Annotated in this window: 13 protein-coding genes; 7 read left to right on the plus strand and 6 right to left on the minus strand. The window is 76.4% G+C overall.

The features are described 5' to 3' along the window. Window positions 1–30: 30 nt before the first annotated feature. Window positions 31–801, minus strand: coding sequence for an IclR family transcriptional regulator (locus ACH4SE_RS26180; RefSeq protein WP_398545914.1), 771 nt, complete (start codon window positions 799–801; stop codon window positions 31–33). A gap of 173 nt (window positions 802–974) precedes the next feature. Here ACH4SE_RS26180 and ACH4SE_RS26185 point away from each other — a divergent pair, with 173 nt between their 5' ends. Together ACH4SE_RS26185 and ACH4SE_RS26190 are read left to right on the plus strand one after the other, a co-directional pair. After that, the gene (locus tag ACH4SE_RS26185; protein ID WP_398545915.1) at window positions 975–2,504 is read left to right on the plus strand and encodes an aldehyde dehydrogenase (NADP(+)); all 1,530 of its coding nucleotides are present in this window, start codon (window positions 975–977) and stop codon (window positions 2,502–2,504) included. 61 nt (window positions 2,505–2,565) lie between these two features. Beyond that, window positions 2,566–3,045: a GNAT family N-acetyltransferase gene (locus ACH4SE_RS26190; protein WP_398545916.1), complete on the plus strand. Its 480-nt coding sequence runs from the start codon at window positions 2,566–2,568 to the stop codon at window positions 3,043–3,045. A gap of 10 nt (window positions 3,046–3,055) precedes the next feature. On the opposite strand, the gene ACH4SE_RS26195 is transcribed toward ACH4SE_RS26190, so the two are convergent. Then, on the minus strand, window positions 3,056–3,697 hold the full coding sequence (locus ACH4SE_RS26195; RefSeq protein ID WP_398545917.1) for an NAD(P)-dependent oxidoreductase: 642 nt from the start codon (window positions 3,695–3,697) through the stop codon (window positions 3,056–3,058). 188 nt (window positions 3,698–3,885) lie between these two features. Between ACH4SE_RS26195 and ACH4SE_RS26200 the strand changes: the two genes are divergently transcribed. Continuing rightward, window positions 3,886–4,272: a winged helix-turn-helix transcriptional regulator gene (locus tag ACH4SE_RS26200; RefSeq protein ID WP_398545918.1), complete on the plus strand. Its 387-nt coding sequence runs from the start codon at window positions 3,886–3,888 to the stop codon at window positions 4,270–4,272. Window positions 4,273–4,290: 18 nt separating this feature from the next. Here ACH4SE_RS26200 and ACH4SE_RS26205 read toward each other — a convergent pair whose 3' ends face one another. Further along, complete coding sequence (locus ACH4SE_RS26205; RefSeq protein WP_398545919.1) at window positions 4,291–5,676, minus strand: MFS transporter; 1,386 nt, start codon at window positions 5,674–5,676, stop codon at window positions 4,291–4,293. A 71-nt stretch (window positions 5,677–5,747) separates the two neighbouring features. Here ACH4SE_RS26205 and ACH4SE_RS26210 point away from each other — a divergent pair, with 71 nt between their 5' ends. From ACH4SE_RS26210 to ACH4SE_RS26225, 4 genes are all read left to right on the plus strand, one after another. Continuing rightward, on the plus strand, window positions 5,748–6,788 hold the full coding sequence (locus tag ACH4SE_RS26210) for a GlxA family transcriptional regulator (RefSeq protein ID WP_398545920.1): 1,041 nt from the start codon (window positions 5,748–5,750) through the stop codon (window positions 6,786–6,788). Between the two features lie 30 nt (window positions 6,789–6,818). After that, window positions 6,819–7,898: an amidohydrolase family protein gene (locus ACH4SE_RS26215; RefSeq protein ID WP_398545921.1), complete on the plus strand. Its 1,080-nt coding sequence runs from the start codon at window positions 6,819–6,821 to the stop codon at window positions 7,896–7,898. Between the two features lie 376 nt (window positions 7,899–8,274). Continuing rightward, window positions 8,275–9,513 (plus strand): SCO1860 family LAETG-anchored protein, encoded by a 1,239-nt coding sequence (locus ACH4SE_RS26220; protein ID WP_398545922.1) that lies wholly within the window; start codon window positions 8,275–8,277, stop codon window positions 9,511–9,513. A gap of 232 nt (window positions 9,514–9,745) precedes the next feature. Further along, on the plus strand, window positions 9,746–12,799 hold the full coding sequence (locus tag ACH4SE_RS26225; RefSeq protein ID WP_398545923.1) for an ABC transporter substrate-binding protein: 3,054 nt from the start codon (window positions 9,746–9,748) through the stop codon (window positions 12,797–12,799). Between the two features lie 101 nt (window positions 12,800–12,900). Here ACH4SE_RS26225 and cobC read toward each other — a convergent pair whose 3' ends face one another. Genes cobC through ACH4SE_RS26240 form a run of 3 tightly spaced genes read right to left on the minus strand, consistent with a single transcriptional unit; the run spans window position 12,901 to window position 15,459 of the window. After that, window positions 12,901–13,968 (minus strand): Rv2231c family pyridoxal phosphate-dependent protein CobC, encoded by a 1,068-nt coding sequence (gene cobC, locus ACH4SE_RS26230; protein WP_398545924.1) that lies wholly within the window; start codon window positions 13,966–13,968, stop codon window positions 12,901–12,903. Further along, window positions 13,952–14,857: a sirohydrochlorin chelatase gene (locus ACH4SE_RS26235; RefSeq protein WP_398545925.1), complete on the minus strand. Its 906-nt coding sequence runs from the start codon at window positions 14,855–14,857 to the stop codon at window positions 13,952–13,954. The genes cobC and ACH4SE_RS26235 overlap by 17 nt, the downstream gene beginning before the upstream one ends. Beyond that, a complete protein-coding gene (locus tag ACH4SE_RS26240) occupies window positions 14,854–15,459 on the minus strand; it encodes a precorrin-8X methylmutase (protein ID WP_398545998.1) in 606 nt (201 codons plus the stop codon). Before ACH4SE_RS26240 ends, ACH4SE_RS26235 begins: the two co-directional genes overlap by 4 nt. Window positions 15,460–15,482: the final 23 nt, after the last annotated feature.

Here is a 15,482-nt window from a genome sequence, read left to right on the forward strand (position 1 = left end):
TTCGGCGCGCGGACCGCGCCCCCGCGGCCGTCAGAGGTGGCGGGTGGCCAGCAGCAGCCGGTCGCGCGCGTCGAACAGCGCGTCCTTGATCATCTGCTCGTGGGCGGTCGTGAGCCGCGCCACCGGTACCGAGCAGCTCACCGCGTCCCGCGCGGGGGTGCGGTAGGGCACCGCGATGCCGAAGCAGCGCAGGCCCAGGGTGTTCTCCTCGCGGTCCACCGCGAAGCCCTGCTCGCGGATGACCGCCAGCTCCTCGATGAGCTTCTCGCGGTCGGTGTGGGAGTGCTCGGTGAGCGGCTCCAGCGTCTCCGGCAGCAGCGCCCGCACCTGGTCGTCGGTGTACGTCGCGAGCAGCGCCTTGCCGAGGGAGGTGGAGTGCGCGGGCAGCCGGCGGCCGACCCTGGTGAAGGGCCGCAGGTAGTGCTGCGACTGCCGGGTGGCGAGGTAGACGACGCTGGTGCCGTCCAGGCGCGCGAGGTGGATGGTCTCGCTGGTGTCGTCCGACAGCCGGTCCAGGGTGGGCCGGGCGGCGGCCACGACCTCGTCGCCGTCGATGTAGGACGTGCCGACCAGCAGCGCGCGCACGCCGATGCCGTAGCGCGTGCCCGTCGCGTCGGTCTCGATCCAGCCGAGGTCGACGAGGGTGCGCAGCAGCATGTAGAGGCTGGACTTCGGGTAGCCGACCGACTCCTGCACGGAGGCGAGGCTGTGCATGCCCGGCCGCCCCGCGAAGAACTCCAGCAGCTCCACCGTGCGGACCGCGGACTTGACCTGGGAACCGGCTCCCTCGGCAGCAGCCATGCGCTCGACCCCTCTTGTTCGGCCGGGAGCCGCGGACGTAGGCTCCCCTTGCAGGTTCACATCTGAAGACGTCGTTCAGTATAGAGAACAACGTGTCGGTGCGGCAGCGCCGTACCGCGTCGTACAGCGGCGTGCGGTGCCGTGCGTGACGGAAAAACGTGGAGGTTGTCCCGGTGGCAGTACCAGTCTGGAGCGTCGACCCCCGGAGCGGGAAGCAGCGCGAGCAGGTCGCCGTCGAGGCCACGGCCGAGGACGTGGACGCCGCCGTACGCGCCGCGGCCGCCGCGCTCCCGGCGCTCGCCGACCGAAGCGTACGCTCCCGGCTGCTGCGTGCCGCCGCCGGGGCGCTGGAGGAGGCGGGAGAGCGGGTTATCGCCGCGGCCGACGCCGAGACGGCACTCGGGGTGCCCCGGCTCACCGGCGAACTCGCCCGTACCGCCTTCCAGCTGCGGACGTTCGCGGACGTCGTCGACGAGGGCGCCTACCTCGACGTGATCATCGACCACCCGGACCCCGGCGCCGAGCCCATCCCGCGGCCCGACCTGCGCCGGATGAAGATCCCGCTGGGCGTCGTCGCCGTCTACGCCGCCAGCAACTTCCCGCTCGCCTTCTCCGTGCCCGGCGGCGACACCGCCAGCGCGCTCGCCGCGGGCTGCCCCGTCGTCGTCAAGGCCCACCCCGACCACCCCGCGACCTCCGCGCTGTGCGCCGAACTGCTGCGCGGCGCGGCCGTCTCCGTGGGACTGCCCGCCGACACCGTCGTGCTCGTGCACGGCTTCGACGCCGGCGTCGAACTGGTCCGCCACCCGCTCGTCGCCGCCGCGGGCTTCACCGGCTCCGTGCCCGGCGGACGGGCCCTGTACGACGCCGCCGCCGCCCGGCCGCGCCCCATCCCCTTCCACGGCGAGCTGGGCAGCCTCAACCCGGTCGTCGTCACCGAGGCCGCCGCCGCCGAGCGCGCCGAGCAGATCGGCGCCGGGCTCGCCGGGTCCTTCACGCTCGGCGTCGGCCAGTTCTGCACCAAGCCCGGCCTCGTCCTCGCCCCCGCGGGGGAGGGCGGCGACCGCCTGGTCGCCGCGCTCACCGGCGCCGCCGGCGAGGCCCCCGGCGGCGTGCTGCTCGACGGCCGCATGCGCACCAACTTCCTCGCGGGCGCCGCCGCCCGCGCCGCCCTGCCCGCGGTGACCGCGCCCGTCGCGCCCGCCGAGGCCGGCGAACGGGGCGTACGGCCCGGGTTCCTGACCGTCTCCGCCGCCGAACTCGCCGCGGAGGGCGCCCACGACGTGCTGCTGGAGGAGTGCTTCGGGCCGCTGACCGTCGTCGTGCGGTACGGCTCCGCGGACGAGCTCGCCGCGGTGCTCGACCGGCTGCCGGGCAACCTCACCGCGACCGCCCACCTCGGCACCGCCGAGGCCGCCGAGCCGGGCGGGGCCGCCGCCGGACTGCTGGCCCGGCTCAGCGCCCTCGCCGGGCGCGTCCTGGTCAACGGCTGGCCCACCGGCGTCGCCGTGACCGCCGCCCAGCACCACGGCGGGCCCTACCCCGCCACGACCTCCACCTCCACCTCGGTGGGAGCCACCGCCATCGAACGCTGGCTGCGCCCGGTCGCCTACCAGGACACCCCGCCCGCCCTGCTGCCCCCCGAACTGCAGGACGCCAACCCGCTGGGCATCCCGCGCCGGGTGGACGGCAAGCGCGGCTGAGCACCCCCCACCGCACGGGCCGGGCCCGGGGGCGGGGACCCGGCCTGGTTGGATCGGGCCCATGAGCACCGCGCCCGAACCCGGCACCCCCGAGACCGCCCTCCGCCCCGCGACCCGCGCCGACCTGCCCGCCGTCCTCGCCCTCCTCGCGGGCGAGGACGGGGTGGTGGACCCGGCGGCCGTCGAGGTCACCGGCGCCCACGAGCGGGCCTTCGCCGCCGTCGAGGCGGATCCCCGCAACGAGATCCTCGTCCTCGTGGACGCCGCAGGCGAGGTCGTCGGCTGCCTCCAGCTCACCCGCGTCCCCGGCCTCGGCAAGGGCGGCGCCGAACGCGCCCTCATCGAGGCCGTGCGCGTCCGCGCCGACCTGCGCGGCTCGGGCCTGGGCCGCTCCCTCGTCCGCCGCGCACTGGACCGCGCCCGCGGACAGGGCTGCGCACTGGCCCAGCTGACCAGCAACAAGTCCCGTGCGGACGCCCACCGCTTCTACACCTCCCTCGGTTTCGAGGCGAGCCACGAGGGCTTCAAGCTGCCCCTGTGACCGCCACCGCTCAGGTCACCGAGAGGTGGGTGCGGTGGTGGCGGGGGTCGGCGGCCTCGTCGAGGAGGGCCAGGGCGAAGTCCGCGTAGGTGACACGGGCCTGCGGGTCGGAGTGCGGGCGGGTCTCGTAACGGCCGCTGGGCCTGGGGCTGTCGTGGACGAAGTCGCCCGCCGGGGCCAGGTAGAGCCAGTCCAGCGCGCCCGCCTCTGCGCGGAGGGCGTCCAGGCCCGCCGCGTGGGCCGCGCAGAACGGGCGGAACTGGGCGGGGAATTCGGGCGTGTCCAGCTGGCGGACGCCGTCCGGGCCGGGGAGGACGGGGGCCAGGCCCACGGTGACCAGGCGGTGCACGCCCGCGTCGGCCAGACCCGCGGCCAGCGCCCGGGCGGCCGCGGGGAAGAAGGCCGCCGGGTCGGTGCCCTCCCCGTACACGGCCGCGGTGTTGATCGCGGCGTCGTGCCCGGCGGCGAGGGCCGCCACGGACGCCGGGTCGGTGACGTCCCCCGCCGCCGGCCGCACCCCCTCGGCGGCCGGCGCGGGATGGCGGGACGGGTCGCGGACCACCGCCGTGACGCGGTGGCCGCGGCGGCGTGCCTCGGCGACGGCGTGCCGGCCGGCCCGGCCGCCCGCCCCGAAGATGACGAAGCTGCCCATCGGTGGAATACCTCCTGCAGTCGGCGGGCTCTACGCGGTGCCGCGTGTGAGCGTGTGCCCGGGAAAGGTAGCCGCGGGGGCGGTTACCTCCTGGATACCGCCGAGCCGCGAAGCGCCCGCACGCCCGCCCTGCCCCGCACGACCGCCGACCCCGCGGGCCGCCCGCCCGGGGACGAAGGAGAGAGCCCGTGACGCACCGTCCGCCCCTGCCCGCCGACCTCTTCGACGAGCTGTGCCCCTCCTCGCTGCTCCCCTTCCGCTTCGGCGACAAGTGGGCGCCCCTGGTGCTGCGCTGCCTGGAGGGCGGCCCGCGGCGCTTCTCCGAACTGCGCGTCCCGCTGCACCGCGTCACCCCGAAGGTGCTCACGCAGTCGCTACGCGGCCTGGAGCGGAGCGGCCTGGTCTCCCGCACCGTGCACGCCGATCCGCGGCAGGGCGTGGACTACGCGCTGACACCCCTGGGCCGCAGCATGCTGGAACCGCTGGAGGCCGCCTGCGCCTGGGCCTTCGAGCACTGGGACGAGCTGCTCGACGCCCGCGAGCGCGGCCGCGCGCCCGAGCCCGCCGCCGGGTGAGCCTGCGGGCGGCGCGGGTCAGGCGCGCGGGCGCAGGGTCACCGCCGTTGCCGCCGCGGCGGCCAGCACCAGGGCCGCGGACACCAGCAGGCTCTCCCGCAGGCCGGGCAGGAAGCGCGAGCCGGCCACCAGCGAGCCGAAGACCGCGACGCTCAGCGCCCCCGCGACCTGCCGGGCGGCGTTCAGCACACCCGCCGCCACCCCCGCGCGCTCGGCGGGCGCCGCGCCCATCACCGACGCGGTGAGCGCCGGTACGGCCAGCGCCCCGCCCACCCCCAGCGGCACCATCAGGAACGCCACCGCGAGCGGCGGGGTGTGCCGCCCCACCGGCAGCAGCGCCAGCAGGCCCGCCACCATCACGAGCTGGCCGGCGACCATCGGCAGGCGGGGGCCGAAGCGGTTGGTGGCACGGCCCGACAGGACGTTCACCGTCGAGATGAGCAGCGTCATCGGCAGGAACATCAGGCCCGCCGTGAGTGCGGTCTCGCCGCGCACCTGCTGGAAGTACAGCCCCAGCACGAAGAACATGCCGAAGAAGGCCACGCTGATCGCCGCGCCCGCCGCCACCGAGGCGGAGAAGGCGCCGCTGCGGAACAGGCCCAGCGGGACGACGGGGTGCGGGTGCCGGGTCTCGGCCCGTACGAAGGCCGCGCCCGCGGCGACGGCCACGCCCGCCGCCGCCCAGCCGCGCGTACCGCCCTCGATCACCGCGTACGTGAGCGCGCCCAGCGCCAGCACCGCGGTGACCTGGCCGGGGACGTCGAGGGGCGCCGGGCGGCGCTCGCCGCGCGCGCCGCGGGCCAGTACGAGGGTCACGGCGGCGAAGGGCAGGTTGACGTAGAAGACGGACCGCCAGTCCCAGGCCGTGGTGAGCACCCCGCCCACCACGGGCCCGAGCGCCACCGCCGTCGAACCGCCCGTCGCCCACAGGGAGATGGCGCGGGTGCGGCGGACCGGGTCCGGGTGGGCCTGCCGCACGAGCGCGAGCGAGGAGGGCAGCATCACCGCCGCCGCCGAGCCCTGCACCACGCGGGCCACGACGAGCACGCCGAGACCGGGTGCCACGCCGCACGCCAGGGACGACAGCGCGAACACCAGCACGCCGCCGGCGAAGGCGCGGCCCGCGCCGATCCGGTCCGACAAGGCGCCGGTGGACAGCATCAGCGCGGCGAAGGCGAGGGTGTAGCCGTCGACCACCCACTGGAGCGCGGACAGCCCGCCGTGCAGGTCGTCGCCGATCGCCGGCAGGGCGACGTTGACGACGGAGGCGTCGAGGGTGATGAGGAAGAAGCCGAGCAGCGCGGCGGCCATGGCGCGGCCCGGCGCGGCCTGCGGCGCGGCCGGCCCCGGCTTCCCGGCGGGGGAGGCCGTACGCGGGGCGTGCGGAGTGAGGTCCTGGGACATGCCCCTCAGCCTCGCCCCGTGCGGCGCCCTACAGTAGTGGCCACAATGCCAAACACCCGGAGGTTTCGGCCATGCCCGCCGCGCTCGCACCGACCGGACAACCCGCGCCCCGCACGGCGCCCACCGAGCCCGCACCCCCGGCCTCCCCGGCTCCCGTCCGCCCGCGCCGGGTCGTGGTGATCGCCGCGCCGCCGGTGTCGCTGTTCAACCTCGCCGTCCCCGACATGCTCTTCGCCCGTGTGCAGGTGGACGGAGCGCCCGGCTACGAGGTGGAGCTGTGCACCCCCGACCCCGGGGCCGTCGGCACCACGGGGGCCACCGAGGTCGTCATCCGCAGCGGTCTGGACGCGGTGGAGGGCGCCGACACCGTCATCCTCCCCGGCACCGGCTCGCGCGAGGAGCCCGACCCGCGCATCCTCGCGGCCGTGCGGCGCGCCGCCGCGGCCGGCGCCCGTATCGCCTCCATCTGCTCGGGCGCCTTCCTGCTCGCCGAGGCGGGCCTGCTCGACGGGCGGCGCGCGACCACGTACTGGATGCTCACCGACGAGTTCGGCCGGCGCTACCCCACGGTGGACGTCCAGCCCGACGTCCTCTTCGTCCAGGACGGGCAGCTGCTCACCTCCTCCGGCTACGCCGCCGGCATCGACCTGTGCCTGCACATCGTCCGCACCGACTTCGGGGCCGCCGTCGCCAACAGCGTCGCCCGGCACGCCCTGGTGGCACCCGTACGGTGCGGTGGGCAGGCGCAGTTCACCGAGACGCCGCTGCCGCCGGAGACCGGCACCTCCTTCGCCGCCACCCGCGCCTGGGCCATGACCCGGCTCGACCAGCCGCTCACCCTCACCGACCTCGCCCGGCACGCCTCCGTCAGCGTCCGCACCCTCAACCGCCGCTTCCGCGCCGAGACGAGCCTCAGCCCGCTCCAGTGGCTGCTGCACCAGCGCATCCAGCGGGCCCGCGAGCTGCTGGAGACCACCGCGCTGCCGGTCGACCAGGTGGCCCGCGCCAGCGGCCTGGGCACCGCGGACTCGCTGCGCCAGCACCTCACCCGCCGTGTCGGCCTGACCCCCAGCGACTACCGCGCCGCCTTCAGCCGGCTGCCCGCCGCCTAGGGGGCGCGGCCGGACCCGTACAGTGCCCTCATGGGTGAGGTGCTGCACATCACGGGCCGGATCCTGACCGGCCCCGACGACGCGACCGACGAACTGTGGGTGGTCGACGGCCGGATCACGTACGACCGGCCCGCCGCCGAGGCCGTGACCGTCCGCGGCTGGGTACTGCCCGGCCTCGTCGACGCGCACTGCCACGTCGGCCTCGACCACTACGGCGCGGTGTCCGCCGGCACGTCGGAGAAGCAGGCGCTCGCCGACCGGGACGCGGGCGCGCTGCTGCTGCGCGACGCGGGCTCGCCCAGCGACACCCGGTGGGTCGACGACCGCGCCGACCTGCCCCGCATCATCCGCGCCGGGCGGCACATCGCCCGCGCCCGCCGCTACATCCGCAACTTCGCGCACGAGATCGAACCCGGCGACCTGGCCGCGTACGTGAGGCAGGAGGCCCGGCGCGGCGACGGCTGGGTCAAGCTCGTCGGCGACTGGATCGACCGGGAGGCGGGCGACCTCACGCCCTGCTGGCCCAAGGACGCGCTCGCCGAGGCGATCGCGGCCGCGCACGAGGAGGGCGCGCGGATCACCGCGCACTGCTTCGCCGAGGACACCCTGCACGACGTCGTGACGGCCGGCATCGACTGCATCGAGCACGCCACCGGCCTCACCGACGAGACGATCCCGCTGCTCGCCGAGCGCGGCGTGGCCATCGTGCCCACGCTCGTCAACATCGCCACCTTCCCGGACCTCGCGGCCGTCGGCGAGGCCAAGTACCCGCGCTGGGCGGACCACATGCGCCGCCTGCACGCGCGCCGCCACGAGACCGTGCGCAACGCCTACGACGCCGGGATCGCCGTCTACGCCGGCACGGACGCGGGCAGCAGCCTGCCGCACGGCCTCATCGCGGCCGAGGTCGAGGAACTGGTCACCGCGGGCCTGCCGGTGACGGCCGCGCTGTCGGCGACGACCTGGCAGGCGCGCGAATGGCTCGGCCGCCCGGGCCTGGAGGAGGGCGCCCCGGCGGACCTGGTCGTCTACGACGCCGACCCGCGCGCGGACGTCCGGGTGCTGGCGGCGCCGCGCCGGGTCGTCCTGCGGGGCGCCGTGGTGGGCTGAACACCCGCCGCCCACCGCGGACCTGGTCCTCGTCCGCACGTTACGCGAGCGCCGCGCACACGCGGGCGCGCATCCCGGCGCGCCCGGACGCCGTCCGCGGGCCGTCCGCCGGCCGTTCGCGGGGAGCGTCCCCGCACGTCACCGCCGCTTCGGCCGCCCCCGCGGGCGCGCGGGCCGGCAGGCCCGCACCTCCCCGTCCCGCTCGTCGAGGATCTCACCGGAAACCACCCTTCCGGGTGAACTGGCGGTGCGTAGCCGCGCATTCACTCCCAGTGCGTAAGCATTGCTCGCCTAGCCCCGGCCCGTTGTCCCCAACGCCCTTACGGCCGGGGGGAGTCCGATGCTCAACGATGTCTTCCGTGGGAGTCCCGCACCGATGTACCGCACCCTCACCACCTTCCCGCTGCCCGTCCGCCGCCGTGCCGCCACCGCCGGAGCCGCCGTCGCCCTCGCCGTGGGCGCCGCGGTGCTCGCGCCCGCCGCGCAGGCGGCCCCGGCGGGCGACGCGCACGGCGGCGCGGCCGGCGCCGCCGTGCTGCGCGCGGACCTGGACGTGTCGCTGCTCGGCAAGGCGGTCGACGTACCGGTGAACGTCACCCTCAACGACGTGCACGCGCCCGCCGACGCCCGCAGGACCGCGCTGACCGTGACGGTCGGCCGGGGCGTGGAGAACGGGCGCGGCATCAGCATCCTGCGGGCCGGCGTCGCGACGTCCACGGCCACCGCCGACGCGCACAAGGCCGAGGGCCAGGTCACCGTGGCCCACGCCCAGGTGCACGTGCCGGGCCTGCCGCTGCTGGCGCTGGTCAAGGCCGACGCCGTGACGGCGACCGCGACGTGCGAGGCGGGCCGCCGCCCCACCGCGCACTCCGAGCTCGCGGGTCTCACCGTGCTCGGGCAGCGGGTCGACCTCACCGCGGTCGGTACCACGAAGCTGAACGTCCCCGGCGTCGGGCGCGTCAGCCTGGACCTGACGCAGACCACGACGACGTCCACCACCGCCGCGGCCACCGCGCTGCGGCTCGCACTGCGCCTCGACCCGCTGAGCCTGGGCGTCGCCGCGGTGAGCGGCGAGGTCACGCTCGCGCAGGCCACCTGCACCTCCCCGCACTCCGGCACCGCCACCGGCGGCTCGACGTCCGGCTCCACCTCGGGCTCGACGTCCGGCTCGACCACGGGCTCGACCACGGGCTCCACCTCGGGTGCGACGTCCGGCTCGACCACCGGGTCCACGTCCGGCACATCGGGCAGCACCACCGGCGCAAGCACGTCCGGTTCCGTGTCCGGCTCCACCTCCGGCACCTCCGGGAGCGGCACGAGCGGCGCCACCGGTTCCACCGGGAGCACCGGCGCGGGCGGCAGCACCTCCGGCGCCTCCGGTTCCGCGGGCAGCACCGGCGCCTCCGGCACGGCCGGCACCGCGGGTGGCCCGGGCACCTCCGGGGCGGCCGTCCGCACGGCCCCGGAGACCGGCAACCTGGCCGAGACCGGCGCGAGTTCCGGCACGCCCTACCTCGCCGGCGGCGCCGCGGCCCTGATCGCCGCGGGCGCGGGCGTGTACCTGCTGACGGCCCGCCGCCGCCGCGCCACGGCCGCGGCGGACCCGCGGGACTGACGCGCGGCCCGAACGTCACCGCTGCGCGATAGCAAGGTCACAACGGGGGAACGAAAGCCCCGGGGGCGGCGCCGTACCACCGGCGCCGCCCCGTAGGCTGTGCGGGCGGCCGGAACTCGTCCACGGTCGGGGCAGGCCGGCGTACACCGTGCGCAACCCGCCGCCGCGGGCGGTGAGTCGGCGGGGCGGCGGACACAGCGGGCGCCGGAGTGCACAGGCGGACGGGGCGGGAATGACTGACGGGCTTTTCGCGGGGCGCTACCAGATGGCCGAGCTGCTCGGCTCGGGAGGAATGGCCCGCGTCCACCGAGCCCAGGACACCCGGATGGGCCGGACCGTCGCGGTCAAGACACTGCTGCCGGACCTGGCCGACAACCCCGACGCCAGGCGCCGCTTCGCCCGCGAGGCGCAGGCCGCCGGCTCGCTCAACCACCCCGGCATCGTGACCGTCCACGACCAGGACGAGATACGCGACGGCGAGGAGGTCGTGCCCTATCTCGTCATGGAGTTCGTCCCCGGCGGCACGCTCTCCCAGATGCTGCGGCGCCAGGTGTTCTTCCCGCCCGAGCGGGCCGTGCGCATCGCCTGCGACATCCTCGACGCCCTGGCGCACGCGCACATCCACGGCACCGTCCACCGCGACGTGAAGCCGGCGAACGTGATGGTGACCCCCGAGGGCGTCGTCAAGGTTGCCGACTTCGGCATCGCCCGCGTGCTGGACACCGACTCCCGGCTCACCACGACCGGTTCGGCGATCGGGACCCCGAGCTACATGTCGCCCGAGCAGATCAACGGAGCCGAGGTCGACGCCCGCAGCGACGTCTACGCGGTCGGCTGCGTCCTCACCGAACTCCTCACCGGCAAGCCGCCGTTCACCGACGGCAACCCGATCAACCTGATGTACTGGCACGTCCACACCCCGCCGCCCGCGCCCTCGTCGCGCAACCCCGGGGTGCCGCCGGAGCTGGACGCGCTCGTGCTCTCCGCCCTCGCCAAGAACCCCGTCGACCGGCCCGCCGACGCGGCGGACTTCCGGGACCGGCTGCGCGCCTGGCTGGTCTCCGCCGGCCACACGGTGCTGCTCGCCGGCCCCGCGATCCCGCCCTCTGCCGGCGCCGCGGCCACCGCGCCGGACGTCGCCGCGCCGCCCAAGTCCCCCTACGGACCCGCCGACGGGGTGTCCGGCGCCGCCACGTCCGGGGAGAACGCCGCCGGCCCCGGCACCCCGCCGCCCCCGACGCCGCCGCCCTCGACCCCGCCGCCGTTCGGCAACGGCTTCGGTGCCGCCCCCGGCCCCGGCACCCCGCCGCCGCCCACCCCCGCCGAGCACCCGGCCTACGCCCCGCGCCCGCAGGTGCCGCTCCCGCCGCCGTACCTCCCGGACACCCCGCCGCCCTTCAACGGGCCCTCCGGCTCGGGGGAGTTCGACCCCGCCCGGCGCGCCCGGCGGCGCTGGACGACGGCGGTCGCCGCGGTGGCCGTGGCCGCGGTCGGCGTGACCGTCACGCTCCTGTACGGCCCGCTCGGCGGCGGGCACCACGACAAGGCCGGGCCCACCCCCGATCCGTCCACCCACCGTCCGACCGCGACCGGCACGGCCACCGCCCGGCCCGCCATGCTGGCCCGGCACGGCGGCAAGGCCGGCGACGGCTACAACGGCGGCCTGGACGGCGTGGTCAACGCCTCCGACCGGACCGGCGGCACCCTGCGGCTCGCCGCCGCCTATCCCGAGGACGGGTTGCTGGACCCGGCGATCGTCTACACCCAGCCGTCGTGGAACCTGCAACGCCTCTTCGAGCGCAAGCTCGTCGACTACGCCCCCGACCCCGGCCCCGCCGGGCGCAAGCTCGTGCCCGACCTCGCCACCACCACCGGCGCCGTCACCAACGGCGGCAGGACCTGGACGTTCCACCTCAAGTCCGGCCTGCGGTACGAGGACGGCAGCGCCATCACGTCCAAGGACGTCAAGTACGGCATCGAGCGCACCTTCGACCGGGACGTGTTCCTCGCGGGCCCCCCGGACTTCGCCGAACTCCTCGACGAGGGCCAGCACTACCCCGGCCCCTACAAGGACACCGACCCCGAGCGGCTCGGCCTGAGGTCGGTCGCCACGCCCGACGACAGGACCATCGTCTTCACCCTCGCCCAGCCCTTCGCGGACTTCCCGTACGTGCTGGCGATGCCGATGGGCGCGCCCGTCCCGCGCAAGGCCGACACCGGGAACGGCACCGGCTACCGCAACGAGCCGCTCTCCAGCGGGCCCTACAAGGTCGAGAGCTACTCGGCGGGCAAGTCGCTGCACATGGTCCGCAACCCCGAGTGGGACCAGTCCACCGACCCCGTCCGGTCCGCGCTGCCCGACGCGATCGACCTGACCGTCTACCCGGCGCAGGACGCCGTCGAGAACGCGCTGCTGTCCGGCGACGCCGACCTCGACCTGCAGTCGCAGGCGCTGTCGGCGGCCGGCCAGGCCAAGGTCACGGCCGACAGCACGCTGCACGCCCAGACCGACCTCGCCTACAACAGCAGCACCCGCTACATCAGCCTCCAGACGTCCGTCGCGCCCTTCGACAAGCAGCCGTGCCGGGCCGCCGTCCAGTACGCCGTCGACCGCGTGGCCGTCCGCACCGCACTGGGCGGCGAGACCGCCGGCGACATCGCCACCACCATGCTGCCGCCCACCGTCGACGGCCACGACCCCGACGCCCACCCGTACGGCGACAGCACCGGCAAGAACGACACGGCCAAGGCCCGCGAGCAGCTCACGGTGTGCGGCAGGCCCGGCGGCTTCAGCACCACGCTCGTCGGCGCCGCCAACAGCCCGGCGACCGTCACGGCCATGGAGGCGGTCCAGGCCTCGCTGAAGTACGCCGGGATCACGGTGACGGTCAAGCAGGTCCCCGTCGCCGACCTCTACACGGCCCTCGCCTCGCCCACCAAGATCAAGCAGAACGGCTGGGGCATGGTCATGACCGCCTGGGCCGCCGACTGGCCCGACGGCGGCGGCTTCCTGCGCACCCTCGTCGCCCCCGGCAGCCCCACCAACTACTCCGGCGTGAAGGACCCCGCCCTGAACCTCGTCCTCTCCCGCGGTGAGAGCGCCGGCACCCCGGAGGAGTCCACCGCCGCCTGGCGCGAGGCGGACGAGAAGGTCATGTCGGACGCCGCGCTCGTCCCCCTCGTCCACGGACGGCACCTGGTCTTCCGCAGCAGCAGGCTCACCAACGTCTACGAGCACCAGGTCTACGGCGCACCGGACCTCACGGCGCTGGGCGTCGCCGGCTAGGGCCTGTCGCGGAGGAGTCCGCCGGCGGCCGCAGCCTCCCGGCAGCCGGCACGCGCCCCGGGGCGGACGGCGGCGCGTCCGGCACGGGTACGGGACGGGGGTCAGGACCCGGCGCGTACCGCCGCCGTGAGCGCCGCGGCGAAGGCGTCGGAGGTCGCCCGGTCCCGTACCGCCACGCGCAGCCACTCCCGGCCCAGGCCCGGGAAGGTGTCGCCGCGGCGCACCGCCCAGCCGGCGGCCCGCAGCCGGGCCCGTACGGCCGCCGCGTCCGGCAGCCGCAGCAGCACGAAGGGCGCTGCTGGCGCGGCGCCCGCGACCGACACGCCGGGCACCGCGGCGAGCCGGGCCAGCAGGTGCGCGCGGTCCGCCGCCGCCCGCACAGCGGCCGCCTCCGCCTCGGCCAGCGCCGCGGGCTCCACGCACGCCTGCGCCGCGGCGAGCGCCGGGGCCGACACCGCCCACAGCGGCTGGGCCCGCTCCAGTTCCGCGACGGCCTCAGGGCCGCCCAGCAGGTAGCCGATCCGCAGGCCCGCCAGCCCCCACGTCTTGGTGAGGCTGCGCAGCACCAGCAGCCCCGGTACGTCCCGTGCCGCCGCGAGCGACTCCGGCTCGCCCGGCACCGCGTCCATGAACGCCTCGTCCACCACCAGCGTCCGCCCGGGGCGTGCCAACCGCCGCAGGGTGGCGGCCGGGTGGAGGACGGACGTGGGGTTCGTCGGATTGCCGACCACCACCAGGTCGGCCTGTTCCGGGACGGCCGCCGGGTCCAGCCGGAAGCCGTCCGCCGCCGGCAGCAGCACCCGGCGCACCGCGTGGCCCGCCGCCCGCAGGGCGGCCTCCGGTTCGGTGAACTGCGGGTGCACCACCACCGCGCAGCGCGGCCGCAGCGCCCGGGCGAGCAGCACGAACGCCTCCGCGGCGCCCGCCGTCAGCAGCACCTCCCGGGCGTCCGCGCGGCCGTGCCGCGCCGCGACCGCCGCCCGTGCCGCCCGCCCGTCCGGGTAGCTCGCCAGGTCCGCGAGCGAGCCCGCGATGCGCTCGGCCAGCCACGCCGGGGGCGTGCCGGCGCGGACGTTGACGGCGAGGTCGACCAGGCCCGCGCCCGTCTCGCGGTCGCCGTGGTGGTCCAGGTCGTAGGCGTCCGGACCGTTCTCAGTGGGAGTGCGCATGCCCGTGCCCGTGCGCGTGGGAGGGGTCGTCCGGGTGGTGGTGCGGCTGCTGCGGGCGGCCCACGCGGTCCTCGAAGCCGGGCATCGCCACGCGGTAGACGCAACTGTCGCAGTTCATCCGCAGATCGCCCGCGACCGCCTCCCGGTAACGCTCCATCACCAGCGCCGCGAGCTCCGGCTCCGGCCCGATGACGTCCGCGCAGCGCACGTCCACGCCCGCGCCGCGTGCCGCCCATCCGGCCGCCTGCTCCCGCACCCGGTCCGGCAGCACGCCCGCGAACAGGAAGTACGGCAGCACCACGACCGTCCGCGCGCCCAGCCGGGCGCAGCGTTCCAGGCCCGCCGTGACCGACGGCTGCGCGAGTGACACGAACGCGGTCTCCACGCCCGCGTAGCCGCGGCCCTCCCACAGCAGCCGGGCCGCCTTGAACACTTCGGCGTTCGCGTCCGGGTCGGTCGAGCCGCGCCCCACCAGCAGCACCGTGGCCGCCGCCCGTTCCGTACCGGCGGCGGCCAGCACCTCGTCCACCCGCCGCTCCAGGACGCCCAGCAGCCCCGGGTGCGGGCCCAGCGGGCGCCCGTACGCGAACGACGTCCCCGGGTGCCGCAACTGCTCGCGGGCCAGCGCCGCCGGGATGTCGCCCTTGGCGTGCCCTGCCGAGACCAGCACCAGCGGCACCGCGGCGAAGTCCCGTACGCCCGCGGCGGCCAGGGCCGCGACGGAGTCCGCGAGCGGCGGCGGGGACAGCTCGATGAAGCCGCCGCCGACCGCCAGCCCCGGGTGCGCGGCGGCCAGCCCCTCGGTGAAGGACCGGAAGGCCTGCGCCCCGGCGGCGTCGCGCGTGCCGTGGCCGACGAGCAGCAGGGCGGGGGAGGGTGCGGAAGTCACTGGTCGGTCTCCTCGGTGGTGCGGTAGGGGGTGTAGAGCAGCGCGTTGAGCGCGGCGGCGGCCACCGCGGAACCGCCCTTCTCCGAGACGTTGCTGATGGCGGGCAGGCCCGAGGCCCGCAGGTGCGCCTTGCTCTCGGCCGCGCCCACGAAACCGACCGGCAGGCCGATCACGAGCGCGGGGGCCGCGTCCAGGGCGATCAGCTCCTCCAGGGCGGTCGGGGCGCACCCCACCACCCACACGGCGCCCGGCCCTGCATCCTCGTAGGCCAGCCGCACCGCGTGCGCGCTGCGCGTGAGGCCGTCCGGCCCGGCCGCGGCGTCCTTCAGCCGGCACACCACGCGCCGCCCGGTGATCCCGGCCGCGACCATCTCGACGTCCGCGACGACCGGGGCCCCGGCGTGCAGCGCCGCGTACGCCGCGGCGAGCTGCGCCTCGTCCATGACCAGGTCCCCGGCGTATCCGAGGTCCGCGCTCGCGTGCACCACCCGCTCCACGACCGCGCGGCGCAGCGGCGGCAGGCCGGAGGTGTCCAGCCGCGAGCGCAGGATGCGGTACGACTCCTGCTCGATCGGGTGCACGATCCGCTGTGCGGGGCCCACGGGCTTGCCCGCGGGGCGCGGCG

Origin of the sequence: Streptomyces sp. NPDC020983 (assembly GCF_044333485.1) — a bacterium.
GTDB lineage: Bacteria > Actinomycetota > Actinomycetes > Streptomycetales > Streptomycetaceae > Actinacidiphila.

Coding starts and splice junctions, on each gene's coding strand:
- ACH4SE_RS26180 (WP_398545914.1), bottom strand. CDS start 801: ATGGCTGCTGCCGAGGGAGCCGGTTCCCAGGTCAAGTCCGCGGTCCGC.
- ACH4SE_RS26190 (WP_398545916.1), top strand. CDS start 2,566: ATGAGCACCGCGCCCGAACCCGGCACCCCCGAGACCGCCCTCCGCCCC.
- ACH4SE_RS26195 (WP_398545917.1), bottom strand. CDS start 3,697: ATGGGCAGCTTCGTCATCTTCGGGGCGGGCGGCCGGGCCGGCCGGCAC.
- ACH4SE_RS26205 (WP_398545919.1), bottom strand. CDS start 5,676: ATGTCCCAGGACCTCACTCCGCACGCCCCGCGTACGGCCTCCCCCGCC.
- ACH4SE_RS26210 (WP_398545920.1), top strand. CDS start 5,748: ATGCCCGCCGCGCTCGCACCGACCGGACAACCCGCGCCCCGCACGGCG.
- ACH4SE_RS26215 (WP_398545921.1), top strand. CDS start 6,819: ATGGGTGAGGTGCTGCACATCACGGGCCGGATCCTGACCGGCCCCGAC.
- ACH4SE_RS26220 (WP_398545922.1), top strand. CDS start 8,275: ATGTACCGCACCCTCACCACCTTCCCGCTGCCCGTCCGCCGCCGTGCC.
- ACH4SE_RS26225 (WP_398545923.1), top strand. CDS start 9,746: ATGACTGACGGGCTTTTCGCGGGGCGCTACCAGATGGCCGAGCTGCTC.
- cobC (WP_398545924.1), bottom strand. CDS start 13,968: ATGCGCACTCCCACTGAGAACGGTCCGGACGCCTACGACCTGGACCAC.